At 36.2% G+C, this 19,561-nt stretch carries 16 protein-coding genes; 1 reads left to right on the plus strand and 15 read right to left on the minus strand.

Annotation, left to right across the window (positions count from 1 at the left end):
• Positions 1 to 74: 74 nt before the first annotated feature.
• The 15 genes from IIC38_07545 to IIC38_07615 all read right to left on the minus strand — a co-directional run bounded on the left by IIC38_07545 (position 75) and on the right by IIC38_07615 (position 18,363).
• Complete coding sequence (locus tag IIC38_07545) at positions 75 to 1,109, minus strand: AAA family ATPase (protein ID MCH8125798.1); 1,035 nt, start codon at positions 1,107 to 1,109, stop codon at positions 75 to 77.
• Positions 1,110 to 1,131: 22 nt separating this feature from the next.
• Positions 1,132 to 2,091, minus strand: a complete 960-nt coding sequence (locus IIC38_07550) for a hypothetical protein (GenBank protein MCH8125799.1) — start codon at positions 2,089 to 2,091, stop codon at positions 1,132 to 1,134.
• Positions 2,092 to 2,223: 132 nt separating this feature from the next.
• Positions 2,224 to 2,739 (minus strand): tetratricopeptide repeat protein, encoded by a 516-nt coding sequence (locus IIC38_07555; protein MCH8125800.1) that lies wholly within the window; start codon positions 2,737 to 2,739, stop codon positions 2,224 to 2,226.
• Between the two features lie 68 nt (positions 2,740 to 2,807).
• Positions 2,808 to 5,420 (minus strand): ATP-dependent chaperone ClpB, encoded by a 2,613-nt coding sequence (gene clpB, locus IIC38_07560; GenBank protein MCH8125801.1) that lies wholly within the window; start codon positions 5,418 to 5,420, stop codon positions 2,808 to 2,810.
• A 132-nt stretch (positions 5,421 to 5,552) separates the two neighbouring features.
• Positions 5,553 to 7,469 (minus strand): molecular chaperone DnaK, encoded by a 1,917-nt coding sequence (dnaK, locus tag IIC38_07565; protein ID MCH8125802.1) that lies wholly within the window; start codon positions 7,467 to 7,469, stop codon positions 5,553 to 5,555.
• Between the two features lie 49 nt (positions 7,470 to 7,518).
• On the minus strand, positions 7,519 to 7,893 hold the full coding sequence (locus tag IIC38_07570) for an Hsp20/alpha crystallin family protein (protein MCH8125803.1): 375 nt from the start codon (positions 7,891 to 7,893) through the stop codon (positions 7,519 to 7,521).
• Between the two features lie 263 nt (positions 7,894 to 8,156).
• A complete protein-coding gene (locus IIC38_07575; GenBank protein MCH8125804.1) occupies positions 8,157 to 8,456 on the minus strand; it encodes a zinc ribbon domain-containing protein in 300 nt (99 codons plus the stop codon).
• Positions 8,457 to 8,523: 67 nt separating this feature from the next.
• Complete coding sequence (locus IIC38_07580) at positions 8,524 to 8,931, minus strand: GWxTD domain-containing protein (GenBank protein MCH8125805.1); 408 nt, start codon at positions 8,929 to 8,931, stop codon at positions 8,524 to 8,526.
• 886 nt (positions 8,932 to 9,817) lie between these two features.
• Positions 9,818 to 11,332 carry a DegQ family serine endoprotease gene (locus tag IIC38_07585; protein ID MCH8125806.1) on the minus strand — a complete coding sequence of 505 codons (1,515 nt, stop codon included), beginning with the start codon at positions 11,330 to 11,332 and terminating at the stop codon, positions 9,818 to 9,820.
• Positions 11,333 to 11,345: 13 nt separating this feature from the next.
• Positions 11,346 to 12,239: a DnaJ domain-containing protein gene (locus tag IIC38_07590; GenBank protein ID MCH8125807.1), complete on the minus strand. Its 894-nt coding sequence runs from the start codon at positions 12,237 to 12,239 to the stop codon at positions 11,346 to 11,348.
• Positions 12,240 to 12,257: 18 nt separating this feature from the next.
• Positions 12,258 to 12,761, minus strand: coding sequence for a nucleotide exchange factor GrpE (locus IIC38_07595; GenBank protein MCH8125808.1), 504 nt, complete (start codon positions 12,759 to 12,761; stop codon positions 12,258 to 12,260).
• Between the two features lie 102 nt (positions 12,762 to 12,863).
• The gene (locus tag IIC38_07600) at positions 12,864 to 13,313 is read right to left on the minus strand and encodes an Hsp20/alpha crystallin family protein (GenBank protein ID MCH8125809.1); all 450 of its coding nucleotides are present in this window, start codon (positions 13,311 to 13,313) and stop codon (positions 12,864 to 12,866) included.
• A 287-nt stretch (positions 13,314 to 13,600) separates the two neighbouring features.
• Positions 13,601 to 16,045, minus strand: a complete 2,445-nt coding sequence (locus IIC38_07605) for an N-acetylmuramoyl-L-alanine amidase (GenBank protein MCH8125810.1) — start codon at positions 16,043 to 16,045, stop codon at positions 13,601 to 13,603.
• Positions 16,046 to 16,070: 25 nt separating this feature from the next.
• Positions 16,071 to 17,024 carry a PD40 domain-containing protein gene (locus IIC38_07610; GenBank protein MCH8125811.1) on the minus strand — a complete coding sequence of 318 codons (954 nt, stop codon included), beginning with the start codon at positions 17,022 to 17,024 and terminating at the stop codon, positions 16,071 to 16,073.
• Positions 17,025 to 17,256: 232 nt separating this feature from the next.
• Positions 17,257 to 18,363, minus strand: coding sequence for a DUF2914 domain-containing protein (locus IIC38_07615; GenBank protein MCH8125812.1), 1,107 nt, complete (start codon positions 18,361 to 18,363; stop codon positions 17,257 to 17,259).
• A gap of 191 nt (positions 18,364 to 18,554) precedes the next feature.
• Here IIC38_07615 and IIC38_07620 point away from each other — a divergent pair, with 191 nt between their 5' ends.
• Entirely contained in the window at positions 18,555 to 19,424 is an 870-nt protein-coding gene (locus tag IIC38_07620; GenBank protein MCH8125813.1) for a DUF2911 domain-containing protein, read from the plus strand.
• Positions 19,425 to 19,561 lie beyond the last annotated feature (137 nt).

The following is a 19,561-nucleotide window of genomic DNA, read 5'->3' on the forward strand; positions in this document are numbered from 1 at the left end:
TGAATAAACTTTCACGAAACTTGAAGTTTCTCATATAAAATTAGGTTCGTCGCTTTTACGAATCTCTGCCACTATTAAGGTACTTCAATATGATTTAATACTCTCCGAACAATGTCCTCGGAGCTCACTTCTTCTGCTTCGGCTTCGTACGTTGGAATAACACGATGCCTCAATACATCCATGCCAATTGCTCGGACATCTTCAGGAGTTACGTATCCTCTTCGCCTCAAAAATGCATGTGCTTTGCTGGCAGCAGCCAAAGCAATTGAAGCACGTGGTGAGGCGCCAAAAGCAATCAGATCGTTCATATCGGCGAGCTGGTAATCCGAGGGATTTCGAGTAGCAAAGACAATATCGATGATGTAGCGTTCAATTTTTTCGTCAATATAGACTTGAGATACAACTTTTCGGGCTTGAATGATCTCTTTTATACTAACGACGGGTTTTGGTTCCGGCAATCCATCTCCTGAATTGAGTCGCATGATTTCCAATTCCTCTTCTTTATTTGGATAACCGATGGAAAGCTTTAACATAAATCGATCAATTTGTGCTTCCGGTAATGGATAAGTTCCCTCTTGTTCGATTGGATTTTGTGTTGCGAGTACTAAAAATGGCTCATCCAGCTTAAAAGTATTATTTCCGATGGTTACCTGATGTTCCATCATAGCTTCAAGAAGTGCACTTTGAACTTTAGCAGGCGATCTATTAATTTCATCCGCTAATATGATATTTGCAAATATCGGACCTTTTTTGGTAGAAAATTCTCCACTGCGCTGGTCAAAGATCATCGTTCCGATTAAATCAGCAGGGAGTAAATCAGGAGTAAATTGCAATCTCTGAAATTTAGCTTTTATTGTACCGGCTAATACACGAACGGCAAGTGTTTTGGCCAGGCCTGGCACGCCTTCAAGTAAAATGTGGCCATTGCTTAATAAGCCTATCAATAAACGTTCAACCATATATTTTTGACCAATAATAATTTTGTTGAATTCACCAAGTATCTTCTCAATAAATTCACTTTCTTTTTGAATCATCTCATTAATCTCTTGAATATCCTTGTGAAGCAAAACTGGGCCTGCTTTTCGAATCGTTATTTTTTGGTATTCCATAATAGTAGACGTTTAAAATTGGTCATTTTTCTTTTTTTTCTGTAAGATTATCCGCCTCTGTTGTCTCTTTTTGTTGCAAAAAATATTGTAGTATTCCTTCAAACAGGGTATAAAAACGATTTAACTCTTCGGTAGTTCCTTCAATGGCTGAAAATTTAATTTCATCACATCTTGTTAGAACCTCTTTGAGACTTCTTACCTGGTGTTCCTCCATATCACTCTCATGTAAATCCTGAAGCAGTTGATCTGTTGTCCCTTCCAAGGCTTGAATCTTAAACCGTTCGGTTAAGTAGCGCCTTATCAACTTTGATAATGATGCAAAATCTTCCGTTAAATTGGGGAGATCCAGTTTAATTTGTTCTCGCAACAAATTTAAATATACTTCTTCGAGAGGTGGAGGAGGTTCAATTTCTAATTCCTCCTTTGCCTCCCGTCGTCGTTTGAACCAAAAATAAAAACCTATTACAAAACCTAAAATCACAATAATAATCAATGCATAAATCCAAATAGGATTAGAAGATACAGGCTCCGGAAGTGGATCAATGACTTCTATCGGAATCCTTTGCGTGACCATGTTCTCATCACGTTCCAAAACAGAATCTCTGTATTTTACAATCACACCCTCCACGTATGCCATCCCTAAATCGCGGGGTTGGAGAGTATAGACATAATCTTTAAAAACATAGGCTTGCTGATTAATTACATCCGATCGGTTTACAGTAGACGTTCCCACAATATCAAAATTCGTCAATACAGGATTATCAAAACTTATAATTGAATATCTATCTGGTCCGCCCATCCAAGATAATGTAATATACAACTGAATAGTGCGATTTAATGGAACTTTTGTTTTTTCAATTTTCGCCAAGATTTCAATTCTTGTATTTAACGAATCCACTGAGGATTGCGCAATAATCATTTGAGCATTTAGTGCAACTAATGCAGGAATAATAACAAAGAAAAAAATGCTTTTCTTCTGCACGATTCAATCTCCAAATTGCTTCATCGATGAATAATTGCTTCGAATTCAACTAACCATTTGCCATAAAAAAGGCCAATCACTTCAATAGAAATCCATCAAAGGATTGACCTAATTATTTCCAAATTTATTATTTTATTGAGTTCTAACCGTATTGCTATCGACTTTATCAGCCCCTAAAAATTCAATTTCATTAATATCCTTGCCAAGGTTATTAATCTCCCATTCAACAGAGGTTGCCAGCTCACTATTTGGATATTTTTCGAGAAATTCTTTATAAATATTTTTTGCCTTTTCAAAATCTTTAATGTCGTTCGCGTAAATAAATCCTTTCATAAAAAAAGATTGATGAGCATAATTACTTTCCGGGAAAGCCCGCAACAGACGGTCATGGGTTTTAATCGCATCCTCATGATGTCTTAAAATGTTTGCCTGAATGATGGCGGATCTGAATAAAGATTCGTCCCCTAATTCTCCGCCAGGAAATTTTTTATAAATGCTCAGATAGGTCTCAATCGCTTCATCGTATTCTTCGTTCTGTTCCAAAAGTTGTGCGCGATCAAAATATTCTTTCTCGGATATCTTTTCACTACAACCAAATAAAAAAAGAACAAGCATAAATGTTAGGATTTTCATTCTATTAAAACTCATAACTTCAACTCTCCCAGAATCTACTCACATTAATTATATTACAAAATATTAAAAATAAACTATATAATTTATTTCGTTTTCTTTCTAAATTCAAGAGAATTTCCCCTGCGAATTACTTTGATTAAATCTCCGGAAACAAAACTTCCAACCAGTAATTCTTTTGCAAGTTTATTGGTGAGCAATCTTTGCATTTCTCTTTTAATTGGCCTGGCTCCAAATGCGGGGTCATAGCCAACTTCAGTTAGTAGTTGAATTGCATCGTCTGCAATGGATAAAATGATTCCATTCTCATGTGCTTTTTTTGCAACTAATTGAAATTGTAATTTCACAATTTCAGCAATATGTTCATGATCAAGTGGACGAAAGACGATTGTTTCGTCAATGCGATTCAGAAACTCCGGCCGCATTGACCGTTTTAATAAATCAATCGCTTCATATTTGATTTCCTGGTAGATTTGCTCCCGATTCTTTTCAGTAATCAACAATGATTTTTCCAGGATCATGGTAGCCCCTAAATTGGAAGTCATGATCACAATCACATTTTTAAAATTGACTGTATGACCTTTATTATCCGTTAATCGTCCTTCATCCAGAACCTGGAGTAAAATATTAGACACATCTGGATGTGCTTTTTCAATCTCATCCAACAAAACTACTGAATATGGCCTGCGTCTAACTGCTTCGGTCAACTGCCCTCCTTCATCGTAGCCGACATAGCCCGGGGGCGCTCCAATAAGCCTGGCAACCGAATGTCTTTCCATATATTCGGACATATCAATCCGGATCATCGCATGTTCATCATCGAATAAAAATTCAGCCAACGCCCTGGCTAATTCGGTTTTACCAACACCCGTTGACCCTAAGAAAATGAATGATCCAATGGGTCTATTGTCATCTTGTAAACCAGCGCGAGACCTTCGAATTGCATCCGAAATTGCCTGGACAGCTTCTTCTTGACCAATTAATCTTTGCTTTAAGCGTTTCTCCATAGTTAAGAGTTTTTCACGCTCCGATTCAAGCATCCGGCTAACAGGTATTCCGGTCCATTTATATACAACGTCTGCAATATCTTCCTCATCTACTTCTTCTTTAAGCATTTTGAAATTTTTCTGAATATTCTGGAGATTTTTATTCTCTGATTCAAGCTTCTTTTGCAGGTCTATTGTCCTACCATACTTCAATTCAGCAGCTCGACTTAAATCGCCATCTCTTTCCGCCTGGGCCATTAAAGTTTTAGTTTTCTCCAATTCTTCCTTCACGGATCTAATGGTTTGAATGGAATTCTTTTCCAAAGTCCAATGTGATCGAAGTTCCCTTCTTTGCTCATTCAAGTCAGACAATTCTTTTTGAATTTTGTTTAAACGATTTCTGGCGGCATCATCTTTATCTCGTTTTACAGCTTCCCGTTCTATTTCCAATTGTTTTATTTTTCGCTCTACTTCGTCAAGCTCATCTGGCATACTATCAATTTCAATCCGCAGTTTTGCAGCTGCTTCGTCTATTAAATCGATAGCCTTATCCGGCAAAAATCGATCACTAATATAGCGGTGCGATAGAGTTGCCGCTGCAATGATGGCTGAATCAGTCATCCGAACCCCATGATGAACTTCATACTTCTCTTTGAGTCCGCGTAAAATTGAAATGGTTTCCGATACTGACGGTTCATTTACCAAAACCTGCTGGAAACGGCGTTCCAGCGCTGCATCTTTTTCGATATATTTTCTATATTCATCTATAGTAGTTGCACCGATACAACGTAACTCTCCTCGCGCCAATACGGGTTTAAGCATGTTTGATGCATCCATAGCCCCTTCTGCAGCCCCTGCCCCAACCAGAGTATGCAACTCATCAATAAATAGGATAATTTTGCCATCAGACTCCTCGATTTCTTTGAGCACCGCTTTTAATCTATCTTCAAATTCACCTCGATATTTAGAGCCGGCGATTAATGAACCGAGGTCTAATGTGACGATTTGTTTGTTTTTTAAATTCTCAGGGACATCGCCGCTAACAATTCTTTGAGCCAATCCTTCAGCAATTGCAGTTTTCCCAACACCCGGTTCTCCAATCAATACCGGGTTGTTTTTGGTCCTGCGAGACAATACTTGTAAAACTCGTCGAACTTCTTCATCTCTTCCGATTACCGGATCCAACTTTCCCTGTTCTGCCAAATTAGTTAAATTTTGTCCATAACGCTCCAACGCTTGATATTTTGCTTCCGGGTTTTGGTCTGTCACCCGTTGGCTGCCCCGAATTGATTTCAGGACACTATACAACTTATCTCGCGTTATCCCATTACTTCGAAGAATTTGACCGGTTTCCCCATCATCCTCGGTCATTACGATAAGCAGGTGTTCAAGACTCACATACTCATCTTTCATATTTTTTGCTTCTTTAAATCCTTTATCAATTAATTTATTGAGTCTCTGATCCATATATAATTGAGAAACCTCGCCATACACTTTGGGAATTTTTTCGATCCTTTCAGAAACCTGAGATTGAATCACTTGAGCATTAATTCCAATTTTATTTAAAACTGAAACTGGAACTCCATCCGGATCAGTCAACATTGCAAAGAGAAGATGTTCTACATCTACTTTTTGCTGATTATATTCCGAAGTAATTTCCTGTGCTTTTTTCAACGCCTCTTGTACTTTTATTGTCATTTTATCAAATGTCATTTGTTATAATCCTAATTCCTAATCTCCAAAGAATATTTTAAGGTTATAATAATTATAACTGAAAATAAAAAACGGCGAGAGGAATATATTTTCCAACTCGCCGTACTTATTAGATTCCTCGTTTTTTTCTCTTTACTTATCTTGATCGTCAATTACTTCATAATCCGCATCTTCAACTTTTTCCTTGCCATCTTTACTTGTTTGGGTTTCGCCATTACCTGGTTTCGGTTCAGCTTGAGCCTGAGAAGTTGAAGCCTCGTCATAAAGCTTCTGAGCAACCGGAGCCCAGGCCTGGTTTACCGCTTCTATCTCTGCTTTTATATCTTCAACATTTTCACCTTTATTTGCTTCCTTCAGTTTTTCGATTGCAGATTCGATTGACTTCTTATCATCGTCTGATATTTTATCTTCATTTTCTTTTAAACTCTTTTCAGTTGTATACACCAGGTGATCCGCCTGATTTTTAGTATCAACTATTTCTTTACGTTTCTTATCTTCGTCTGCATGTTGTTCTGCGTCTTTCACCATTTTTTCAATTTCCGCATCAGATAATCCTGAGGAAGCTTCAATCCGAATTGACTGCTCTTTATTGGTTGCTTTGTCAATTGCTTTCACATGTAAAATTCCGTTTGCATCGATATCAAAGATCACTTCAACTTGAGGCACTCCACGCAGTGAAGGCGGGAGCCCGTCTAAGTGAAATTTGCCAAGAGATTTATTATAAGTCGCCATTTCACGTTCACCTTGCAATACATGGATTTCGACAGAAGTCTGGTTATCCGCAGCAGTAGAGAAAATTTCAGTCTTCTTTGTGGGAACTGTTGTATTTTTTTCAATCAGTTTGGTGAACACACCACCTAAAGTCTCAATACCAAGCGATAATGGAGTAACGTCAAGCAATAGAACATCTTTAACTTCACCTGAAAGCACACCACCTTGAATTGCAGCACCTATTGCCACAACTTCATCCGGGTTTACACTTCGGTTGGGTTCTTTCTTAAAAAAGTCCTTTACTAACTCTTGAATTTTCGGAATCCGTGTTGATCCACCAACGATTATAACTTCATCGATATCATTGACCGATAAGCCGGTATCTTTTAGTGCAGTTTTACAAGGCTCAATGGATCGTATGAATAAATCTTCACAAAGTTGTTCGAATTTAGCACGAGAAAGAGTGACTGTTAAATGTTTTGGGCCGGATTCGGTAGCAGTTACAAAGGGTAAATTAATATCTGTTTGAGCAGTACTAGACAACTCGACTTTAGCCTTTTCAGCAGCTTCTTTTAACCGCTGCAATGCCATAGGATCTTTGCTTAAGTCTACACCTTCTTGTTTTTTGAATTCATCAACCATCCAGTCTATCACTCTTTTATCAAAATCATCACCACCCAAATGAGTATCACCACTTGTTGCTTTCACTTCAAATACACCATCGCCTAATTCCAGGATTGAAATATCAAAAGTCCCTCCACCCAGATCATAAACTGCAATTATTTCATCATGTTTCTTGTCTAATCCATATGCCAGGGCAGCTGCTGTGGGTTCATTAATTATTCGTTTCACCTGTAACCCTGCAACCTCACCAGCTTCTTTTGTAGCTGTGCGTTGGCTATCGTTAAAGTAGGCTGGAACGGTTATCACAGCTTCTGTTACTTTTTCGCCTAAATATTCCTCAGCAGTTTGCTTCATCTTTTGCAGAACCATCGCAGAAATTTCTTGGGGTGTATAGTCTTTTCCATCAATATCAACAACGGCTACATTCCCACGTCCCTTTTTAATCTTATAAGGCACTTGCTTAATCTCTTCAGTTACTTCATTATTTCGTCTACCCATGAATCGCTTGATGGAATAAATTGTTTTTTGCGGATTTGTTATTGCCTGCCTCTTGGCAGGTTGCCCAACAACCCTCTCACCATTCTTCAGAAATCCCACCATAGATGGAGTAGTCCTTACCCCTTCAGAATTTTGGATAACGACCGGCTCACCTCCGACCATCACCGCCACGCATGAATTTGTTGTCCCTAAATCGATTCCAATAATTTTACCCATTTAAATTACCTCCGTTAATAAATTTTATCTTGACTATTAATTAATTAGTTTAGTTAACCGGGATATCCAAAAACTTCAATTCCTCTTTTTTAGGAATCGATACACTCAAAATACCATCCTTGTAACTGGCTTTAAATTCCGACGGATTGAGCTCCTCAGAAACAACAAACTGACGTTCAAATTTCCCTTGAAAACGTTCTTTCAGATGAACTTTCATAGAGTTCATTTCCAGTTTGCGATTACCTTTAAGAATGAGCCTATCCTTTTCATAGACTACTTCCAAATCATTCTTATCAAATCCTGGCAACTCAGCTCGAAATAATAATGAATTGTCAGATTCAGAAACATCGATTGCAGGGAAAACTCCTTTTTGAACCTGGTAAATATTGGTATTCTGCGCCCTTAACATATGACCAACTGACATTTTGAACCTCCAACTAAATAAATATATTTTCTACTTAGGCAGGCAAGCACTGTGCCAAGTTTTGTTTATTGATATTAGTTCTTATTTATCAAAGAGTTATGCACAATTATAAAAATACTGCTAAAAGGAGTATTTTGAAATTATGACAGAATTAAAGGTCTTATTGTCAGAAGAGCTAGACTATGTGACAGATATTATTTCTACAGATTGAAATTATATTCCCGGACGAAAGAACCGGAAGTTTACTTAATCCACCAATATTATTATTTATTTTTTGATTTTTCTACAGATTTGGACTGAGAACTATCCTCTTTCCCGGAACTAGCCGTTTCCTTTTTTTTCTCTTTTTTCATTTTTTCTTCTTTGTCAGATTTGTTGCCATTATTTTTATAGTCCGTGATGTAAAATCCACTTCCTTTAAAAATTAATCCAATTCCAGCACTTAAGAGTTTCTTTGCCTTTCCTCCGCACTCCGGACATAAATCAATCGGATCATCTTTTATCGATTGAAAGACTTCAAATTTATTTTCACAAACAGTACAACGATATTCATAAGTAGGCATAAATTGCAACCTCCGATACCAAAAGATATTTATTTTTTATTTTTATTTTAAAATATCAAGGTCCAGTTTAGTACTCTTGATACAAACGGTAATTTCCAGTACCATATTCATCGACAAAAATGAATTGTTTCCTTAACGAAGTGTAAGCCCAAATTTCATAGTGCCACATACGTTCATTTGTCCTTCTATCAATTTCATCCGGTGGACCATAAACTATATAAGTACGGCCTCGATCTGTTTTCCAACCCTCAAACCCAGATCCAAAAGCCCTATTAGAATACCTAATTCTTCGATAAAACTCTTCTTTAATAGGATTTTGAAGGGAATCATTGGAAGGGTAATTAGTATTCCAAAATTGACCGAACCAGTGTTGTTTTTGTTCGATCGTTCTGGCTGATGTTAAAGAATCATAAATTGCCCCACTTCCTATATATTGAAGTTGTTCAACAGCTTTATCCAAATTTTCTTCGTCCATAAAGGCAACCAATTTAAATATTTCAAGCTCAATTGGTAAAGTCTTCAAAGTAAAGTCATTTCCTTTTAACCGAAAAAAAACTGAAAAATGACCCAGTGGTGTATCTTCAATAGAATAAGAACGAAACAATTTTAATTTTCTACCGACATGAAATAAATTCAAATCATCCCTACGAATTTCTTCATTATTCTCTATCCAAATAACTTCCCCAGTCCAATGAATATTTTGTTCAACTACAAATGCTTCACTGACCAGGCTAAATTTATTACGAATTGTATTGTTCGGGATTGGGTGTAACTCATCAAAAGCAAAATCTTTATCGACCATTTCATAAACATTTAAGATTTCCCCCAGAGCTAATACTTCACCAGTACCATCTCTTACTATAAGTTCGAGTTCTCTATACCTTGAAAGCCCAACGTTTTCATCTATCGCTTCTACGATAATCTTATACTTTCCCGACTTTAGGGTTACCTGGTCTTTAAGCTGAATTGTTATAGAATCATTGCTGGTCTGCCTATAACTACGCGCAAGGACTTTCTCTCGCCATGGGTTTTCGTAAATAAGGTTTTTTTCGTTATCTTGTATAAATAGATTAAAATTAAATGCCGCGACAAATCCTGAATCTCCATGAACAAATACCAAAGAACCAAAAGAGACTGCTATGTAAAATCGAACTAAAGAGCTATCTTGGTTTTCGGTAGGAAATTGTTTTACCTGGAAATTATAATTCATTGTTCTGCTTGTCTGAGAAAAGACATAATTACCCATGCTCATCAATCCAAGCACGATGAAGAATGGAATTATAAGAATGTTGCCTTTCCTATGGGAGATCATAATTTGATACTATCGGATTAATTAAAATTTTAAGCTAACTGAGAGTAACTTAATCTTCATTGATTTCTAATGCTTCAAAAAAATTATTCGCACCTCTTTGGGCAAGAAATAATACTCTATCTCCCTTTTCAAGATTTTTGATTATTTCATAAAATTCCGAAACAATCGCGACTTTCTTTCGATTTACTTCTTTGATTAAATCTCCTACGCGCAAATCTTTTCGTTGGCTTTGAATTTTCGTCCCAACATGAGTAATCAACACGCCACTGTTCTCGGTATAACCGTATTGTCCAGATAATTCAGAAGTTAAATTGCTAACTTCTATATCCAATTTTCCTTTAATTGTTGATGAGACTGAAGGAGTGGACTCTTGTCCCGGTTCTAACCGTTCACCTATAACAATCGAGAGTGTCTTTTCTTTCCCATTACGATTAATGATTGTCTGAACTCTTTTCCCAGGTTGAACGTCCGCAACTACAAATCTGAGATGGTCATCATCACGAATTTCAACACCGTTAAGTTTTAAAATAACGTCCGATGCTTTAAACCCTGCGTCGTCTGCCGGACTATCTTTTTCAACACTCGAAATAAGTGCACCCTTTGTATTTTTCAGGTTTAATGCCTTAGCAAGATCTGCATTTACAGGTTGAATTTCCACCCCCAAATATCCTCGAATTACTCTACCTTTATCAATAAGATCCTTCATGATTCTTCTAGCCAGGTTTACAGGAATAGCAAAACCGATGCCCGCAAAAGTCCCATTTGGAGCTATTATTGCAGTATTTATTCCTATTAATTCACCATACAAGTTAACCAAAGCCCCTCCACTATTTCCTGGATTTATGGGAGCATCTGTTTGAATAAAATCTTCATATGCAGCTAAATTTAAACCTTGACGCCCTATTGCACTCACGATTCCTTTTGTAACTGTTTGATGCAATACTTCAGAAAAAGGATTGCCGACAGCTAAAACCCACTCACCTACTTCAAGTTGATCAGAATCACCTAAACTAGCTGCGGGTAAACCTGTGACATCAATTTTTATCACTGCTAAATCTGTGTTTGGATCTGTCCCAATGATTTCAGCATCATAAATTTTCCCGTCGGTTGTTTTGACACTGATATCATCGGCATCCTGCACAACATGGTTGTTTGTTAAGATCAGACCATCAGCATCAATGATAACGCCAGAACCCATTCCTCTTCGGACAAATTCTTGTTCATTGGGTTGTTGCCTTCGTCGTCCGCGAAAAAATTCCTCAAAAAGATCATAGGGATTTGTATAGCCTCGAGTTTTTATGGTTTTTTTGCTGAATATAGTTACAACCGACGGTTTTATTTTTTTTGCTGCTCGCGTAAAAATTCCGTTTAATTGTGAAATAAAATCGTCCTGTTGAGATGTTAGTTCAGAATTCTGATCAAGGATTGATTTAATTTCAGGATTTGCAGTTGTTGCGTTTAATGGGGTTGTGGTGTTCAATTGAGAGGTTAGGATTATTCCAACTATAAGTCCAATTACGAATATAAAAGACAGACCCAATCCAAATTTTCTCTTCTTTAACATGATAGCTTCCTTTCTAAAAATTAAGATTACTCTTACGAGCAAATTCTTCAATTAGTTCTTTTTGATCTTTATTAAGTTTTGCAGGCAAATTAATTTTAAATTCCAAAAAATAATCTCCGGATTTATGATCCCGAGTTTTAATACCTAGTCCTTTAAGACGAAGTCTTTGTCCATTCTGGCTTCCTTCAGGAATTGATACTTGCACCGTTCTGCCTTCTAATGTTTGAACTTTAAGTTTTGTTCCAAGTAATGCTTGAGCTAAATTTAATTCTACGATGTTAATAATATCTAATCCTTCTCTCTTAAAATTAACTGCCGGTGTTATATAAACCGTTAAAATCAAATCACCAGGCTTGCCTCCGATTCCCCTGGAGCCCTGGCCTGTTAAGCGAATTTGATCTTTGTTCTCTATTCCCGGATTAATATTCACTGAGAGAGTTTTATTTACTCCGTTAGCCTGTATGCTAAATGTTTGTTTACCGCCATAAGCAGTTATTTTAAAAGGAACTTGTAAATCAGCAAAAATATCCTGACTTTTGCTTTCCTTGCTTCGCCTGGCACTACCGCCATTTTGACCAAATAAATTGGAAAAAATATCACCGAAACTACTCCCAAAATCAAAGCCTCGGCCATTTGAAGTGTTCCATTCATATTGAGAATTGCTAAATTCACCCCCGGGGAAAGTACCGCCATATTTACGATATTGATTATATTGCTTTCTTTTTTTAGCATCTGACAAAACATCATAAGCTTCAGCAATTTCTTTAAAGTGAGATTCTGCAGTTTTATCACCAGGATGAGAATCCGGATGATATTTTTTTGCTAGTTTTCTATAGGCTTTTTTAATTTCATCCGAAGAAGCATTTTCTTTGATTCCTAAAATATTGTAATAATCCTTGTTAGACATTGTTATGTTACCTTTGCTTTACTGTGCTGCTCCAACTTCAACTTTAGCATACCTAAGTATTCTATTTTTAAATATATAGCCTTTTTCTATGATTGACATTATTTTGTTATCGAACTCATCTTCTCCTTTTTTAACTGCGATTGCTTCATGCATGTTTGGATCGAATGAATCACCTATTTTTCCAAACTCATTTAATCCAAGTGCAGTAAAAATTGAATTAAGATTTTTGTAAATTAAGCGACAACCCTCTAATTGCGGCATATCTTGAATTTCAGATTGCAACATTCTTTCAAAATCATCCAATACCGGGAGAATTTTTGAAATTAAATTTCCTTCAACGAATTCCGATAATTCTAGTTTTTCTTTTTCCGTTCTTTTTTTAAAATTATCGAACTCCGCTTTTGTCCTTTGAAGTAACTCTAAATATTCAGATCTTTCAGAATTCTGATGGTTACTATTGTTACTTGGTGTATTTTCTACGGTTTTATTTGAATTATCAAACTCAATATCAACTTTAGTCATTGATGTATCTCTTTAAAAATATTTGCAACTATACCTAATTTTTTTCGATTGATTGAAAAAAAATAGGGTGGCGATAAAATCGCCACCCTTTATCATTTATGATTAATTGACTGAAATAGGGATCTCTTTAAGCTTTGCTTCTGCCGATTTTGGCAAGTTAATGCTTAATATTCCATCCTTAAATTTTGCCTTAATCTTCTTGGCATCAACAGAATTGGGAAGTCGAATCGAACGCTCAAATACGCCATAAACTCTTTCATTGAGACGATAATTTTCGTTCTTCTCTTCTATTTCCTGGTTCTTTTCACCATGCAAAGTTAAGATATTTTCCTGCAAAGAAATCTTAACATTGTCCTTGTCAACTCCTGGCAACTCCGCTTTCACGACAAATTCTTTGTCGGATTCCGAAAGATCAATGCTTGGATAAATGGTTCTTTCCGATCCATTATATCTTCTGCCTAGACTGTTGCCAAAAAAATCACTGACTAAGCGGTCAAAATCGCTGTTTATATTCAGTAGATCTCTACTCGGTCGCCATCTTACTAGTGTCATGATTTATCTCCTTCTATTTATTTTATTTATTTATTTGATTTCACTTTTTATTTTTTGGAAGTGCAATAGGCGTGCCAAAAAAAAGACTAAAACAATATCATGTCATAACTCTATTAATATCAAATTGTTACAAGTGTTACAACTTAACTATTTATCAAAACCGGTAGCGTGTCAATATTGCAGAGTCTATAACAATATGACAAAAAACATGAATTTTTTGCGGATTTGTAAATCCATTAGGTAGCTAATTTATATTTGAAATGGAGGGCGGTTTGGCTGGATAGTTGTTAATTTAATATCACAAGACGTTGTGTTGTAGCCATTTCATTTACTTGCAATCTATAAAAATAAATACCAGCAGGCAGAATTTGACCTGTTTCATCAAGAACATTCCAAAATATTTCATAAGACCCCGGCATTTTAATATCATTAACCAATTCCAGGATTTGTTGGCCGAGTGTATTGTAAATTGAAAGGTTTATTTTAGCATTATCAAGGTAAGAGGGTATTTCATAGTTGATTGATATTCCCGAATGATTAGCGCTTCTGGAAAACGGATTTGGATATCCCTGGACAAGCATTTGTGTTTCAGGAATGATTTTCTCTTCATCATCTACACTTTCTTCTACTGCTGTAATTCTTGGTATATGCAATAGATGGACATTTTCAATAAACAAAGTTCCCTGGCCATTACCTGAAATTTGAAATCCGGCAAATTCCAAATAATCTTCTACAATTCCGTTTCCATTTTCATAATCAAATAATTGATCCTTATCAACTTGGAATGAAACCAATTTCCATCCAACCCAATCGATTGCTTGCCAATCTCCTGATTCCAGACCATCCGAAGGATCGTTAAAATAGAATCGAATTAAATCATTAGAACCATTGCCAAAAACATACATTCCAACAATATCTTCCGGATACAATACTGTTTTTTGCCCTTGAAAAGTAAAATCCAATATGCCATTGTCTGTTATTTCATAGTCAATTTGCATGACCCCTATACTATCTCTGAAAGCTTTGTTAGTTGAGCTGAAAACTATTGTTTGATCTTCAACAAATCCAAAAGATCTCTCGCTACTTGTGGGATTAAACCATTGATCCAATCCTAAATTAAAGTCATCTATCAAAGCATAATCTCGAATTGTTTCATCTGTTTTAAAGAGAAATTGGTAATGTTGATCCATTCCAACGCCATCTGAATCACTTAAGGATTTCCTTAAAGTTACCGTATACCGTTCTGCTTCATTAAAAGGATTGTCAGGAATGATTGATAAACTGTAATTACCATTTATTGCAGCTTGATGAAATGTCGCATCGATTCTATTTTGATTTTGATCCAACAAAACTACATTTTCTTTGGTTAAAGTCGATTGATCAAGTGGTTTATTTAAACCAATATGGACTAAATCTGTGACAACAATTTCGTCCTCTAGATTGATTGGGGATGTTGATAGAATCTGAGGTTTTGATAAATCAATTGGAGCAGTTTTAAAATTTAAAACATATGGCCTTACTTGGCTTCCATCACCCTGGCCGTCGATTGGATTACCCTCATAATCCATTGCAGTTGTATCAATTTGGATTGTATAAACTTCATTAAAGCTCAATATAACTTGGGGTATAATCCTCAGCTTGCTATTTTGATCAAACCAACGTAATTCCATTGGAAAGTCCGGCTGAACTAGAATGGCTGAAGCAACACTTTGAGAATCCATCTGCCGGGTAAATCGAATCTCGATCCATTCGTATGGCGAAAAAAGTGAATCACCTTGACTGGGTGAAGAATTCTCAATTAATGGTAAAATATTTGGGAGTAAATAAAAATCTAAAAAGTTAAACTCATGGGATTTGATTCCAATTGAATCAACACGAGGTTGATATCCCGTTGCTGTCACTTCAAAGATATATTGCCCCTCTGGCAAATCGTGAAATGCATAAATGCCGTTCCCGTAATTATCTGTAGAATAATTATAATTTGAGTTTAAAATCTGAACGGAAACATTATTCATTGGTTTTTGAGTATCAGCGTCTCGAATGATTCCGGTAATAGGTGCAACTTCAAGAGGATCAACTTCAAAATAAGCAAGAATTGCCTGAAAAATTGCCAGGGCTTCAAGTTTTAAAAAATCAGGATTCCTTAGTTTTCTTTCCTCTTGATTATGATCAAAAAATGTTGCTTCGCTTATCTCTCCAGGCATGAGTAAATCATTTAATACTCCAAAGTTGAATCCTCGAATGTCATAATCACTGCGAATAAACCAATTTGAAGTTCGTAATGCTTTAAACAATTCTTCAGAAATCAAACCGCTCATTTCAACCGCTTCAGTCCATTTAGCTTTATTTTGTCCAATAATTTCCTGAAATATATCTACTGTATACCGTGTTTGCCCGTCAAAAGCATTGTGATGAATGGAATGAAACCAATCCACTCCATTGCTATTGGCAAGATCTTCCCTAGCTGACAACCCTGGTTCAGGTCTATTTTCCAGCTGGGTCATAATAACGGTATCGATGTTTACGGAATACAAATAATCTTCAAGAAATCGAGCGACTCGCATATTGATGTCATACTCTTTTAATCCGCTCGGGCCTTCATTGACGCTATTCATTCCATGACCAGCATCAATAGCTATACTAATGCCCGAAAGATCCTGGGACTGGATTAATCCTTGAGGGATGCAAATAGAAAGAACTAATAAAAGAAAGCTAATTTTTCGAAATAACAATTAACTTTATCCTCTCCATTGAAGTTTATAGGTTGAGATCAATTTCATAAATAATTCCAGTCTTATGTTCATCAAAAGCCAAGGATAAACCGTCGGGTGACCATGCGGGATTCATTTCCAACAAATCATTTGTTTTAGTTATTTTCATAACATTTTTCCCATCGACATTAGCAATAACAATGTCTGAAGACAAATAAGTATGGCCGTCATCTTCGGTAACCATATAACTAATCCAATTTCCATCAGGAGACCAAACCGCTCGATACCCATTACCAAAAGAATTACTTTTGCCTGTAAACAAATCAAAAATCGTTAAATCACCACCGTATACTTCATACATGATTTTACGGCTATCCGGCGATAGTGAAGGATTGATCACGTTTTCCGAAGGAAGGTGAATCCGATGATCCAATGTATCTTTTAGTGGTGCAAGTTGAAGTTTTTGATTTTCCAAAAAAGCAAGGTACCTATCCGAACCAGGTAGCGGTTTTTTTAGTGCAGATTCGGTAAAAATTCCGGTAGTATATTGTTTTAGTTTATGGTTTATCGTGTAAAATAATGAAGAATTATTATGACCCCATTGAGGATTACCTACCCGTTTAGAAGGTTTTTCGATAATCTCAACTTCCTTAGTATGGATTTGAACCAGCTCAATACTATGTTTTGTTTTTTTATTTTCCGAATTTCGAGCTCTGTAGACTATATACAACCCATCCGGCGACCATGCAAATTTATACCCGGAACCTTCTTTTTCTACTAATTTAGTAACGTTCCCGGTGGCCAATGCCATAACCCAAATACCATGATAGTTTTGGGTGGTGAAAGCGAGAAATTGGCCATTGGATGACCAAGTCGGTCTCATAAAATATTCGTCTTCGGGAGTTAGTTGCTTTGGTTGGCTAGCTATCTCAACTGTAACTTGAGCGATCGAGTATGTACTCAGTGATAAAATAATTAAAAGAAGGGTAAATTTTTTCATGATTTTGATTGCGTTATACGCGACTCAAACAACAAGTAACAATTTTTTATACTAGAATAACCTCTTATATTTTAGTTTTTAGTCAATTATACACTCAAATGTTTTCGGTGGTTCAATATAACTTGAAAAATCTTTTATTGCCTTTAAAATTTAGAGTTTTTTAGATATTATTTATTCCCCAATCAATCCTATCAAAGTTTGTTGGGAACCAATACTATTTGCATAAAGTAAATCATTTCATAATGACTTTTAAATCTGATATTTTTTCTTTAACAGGTTCTATCTCAAAGCCGATTCGCCCCAACATTTGCTGTTGTTCTGTTTCGACATCAATCCTCCATTTTCCCGGGGAAACATTTACTTTGTAAGTTAAACCACGAAAACCACCCTCTCTACCCCCAGTGATTACATAGCTAATTCTATCCGTTGTAACCCATTCCTCCCTATTCGGGAAATATTTTTGCCAGTGGTGAATCATATTCTTTTTTAATTGTGTTGGTGCAAATATTGACGTAAAACAAAAGACAGTATCACCTTCTGCATAATGGAAGGGGTTATCAGATTTTTTCCAAAATTTGAACCATTTTGGTTTTTCATAACTAATTTCATATTGATTATCGATTTTTTTTACATGACGATATATTGCTCCCGATTTTAACGATAACGGAACCGGGGGAATCCAATTGAGATAATAAAACAGGTTAAGCAATAAAAATAACGTCCCCACTGGCAAACAAATTAGTTTTGCATCTCGCTTGGTGATAACGAATGCCTTACGATATAGAAGGTAAATAAATCCAACAATATACAAAAAACTAAGGACTCCCCCTGCTAAAAATGTAAACACTGTCATTTTTTTTGTTACCACAGGGATGAAAAAAATCAAGAATGAAAAAGCGGCTAAAAAGTAGAGTGAAAAGACCAGATAGAGGTTGGTCAAGCGATTTTCCAGGAATTCGTTTGCCACTAATAGCAGAACCAATATTCCAAAGAATAGCCAATTTTTAGTCAGTGCTGCGCTTTTGAAATAAAAAACAACGTAGGCACTGAACAAAGCACCAAGAGTAAATTGCAGTGCATGAGAATAATAGTTGCTATATTTTAAAAGAATGGTTTTTTTTATTCGGTTCTTATCATGCAGAGAAGATAATAAGATAAAAATTCCGGCTAGAAGAAAATAGAGAAATAAGATCACATTGTCAAAGACACGATCTATTCGCGTGAGTGTCACACTATCCCAGGCGAAACCACCAAAAAAAAGGATGAGTGGTGCATATTTTTTGTATCGGTTAAAAAATGCAACGGATTGCTCAATATAATGATTCAGTTTTTCGCTCATATTAATTGCCCTCTTTTTTCTGAGTAAAATAATTTTCTCTGTGATTAATCGCAACTACTATTTAATTCCGGAATCCAATTTATCATTAAAGTTATCATACAAAAAATCTTGTATTTTTGGAGCTTTAACTTATATTTATCTACTATTATCAAAAATTAGTGACTTTAATCATATAAATTAATGGAGGGTCTATGGTTCGGAAATTACTAATCATACCTTTATTCATCGTTTGTGTAACCCATGTTTTTAACAACGTATTTGCACAAGAACTTCCCAGATTAAGCCCCAAGGCCAGCGTAATACAGACAATAGGATTAACGGAAGTCAAAATAACATATTCCAGCCCGGCTGTGAGAAATAGAGTCATTTGGGGAGGATTAGAACCATATGGCAAGGTATGGAGAACAGGTGCAAACGAGGCAACAACGATTTCATTTCAAGATGAAGTTGCTATTAATGGTCATAAACTATCTGCAGGAACCTATGCTCTATTTACTATCCCTGGCGAAAAAGAATGGACAATCATTTTTAATAAAGAGGCCAATCAATGGGGGGCATTCAATTATAACGAAAACGAAGATGCGCTTAGGGTAACTGTGATTCCGCACTTTGTTGATGAAGGTAAAGAGCGTCTAAGTTTCAGCTTCAACAATGTTACAGAAAGTACTACTGAAGTAAAATTTAGTTGGGATAAAATAGTAGTTCCATTCAACATTTCAGTGGACACACATAAAAAGGCTATTTGGAATATGCGAGCTGCCATGGCAAACCTGGAATCAAACGATTGGGCTACAGCTCTCCGTTGCGCCACATATTGTATGCTAAATGACATATTACCGGAAGAATCTGAAATGTGGATAAATAAGTCAATTGCAACCAATGAAAATTTTCGTAACCTGCGTACGAAAGCCGAAATATTGGCTAAAAAAGGAGAGAAAAAAGAGGCAATTCAGATAGCGGAAAGAGCCATTTCTGTAGGTAAAAAGAGCGATCGGCCACCTTCTCAACAGAATATTACTCAGCTTGAAGAAATGATCTCTCAATGGGGAGAAAGCTTATAGGAGATAAGACTATTTGCCAAAAACAATTATTTAGTGTCTGAACGAAAAGCACCCATTCTGTCATTCCCGCATGCTTTTAGCGGGAATCTACATGCTTGGAATGATTAGATTCCGGCTCAAGCTTGTCCCTGCATGTT

Source organism: candidate division KSB1 bacterium, from assembly GCA_022566355.1.
Taxonomy (GTDB): Bacteria; Zhuqueibacterota; JdFR-76; order JdFR-76; family DREG01; genus JADFJB01.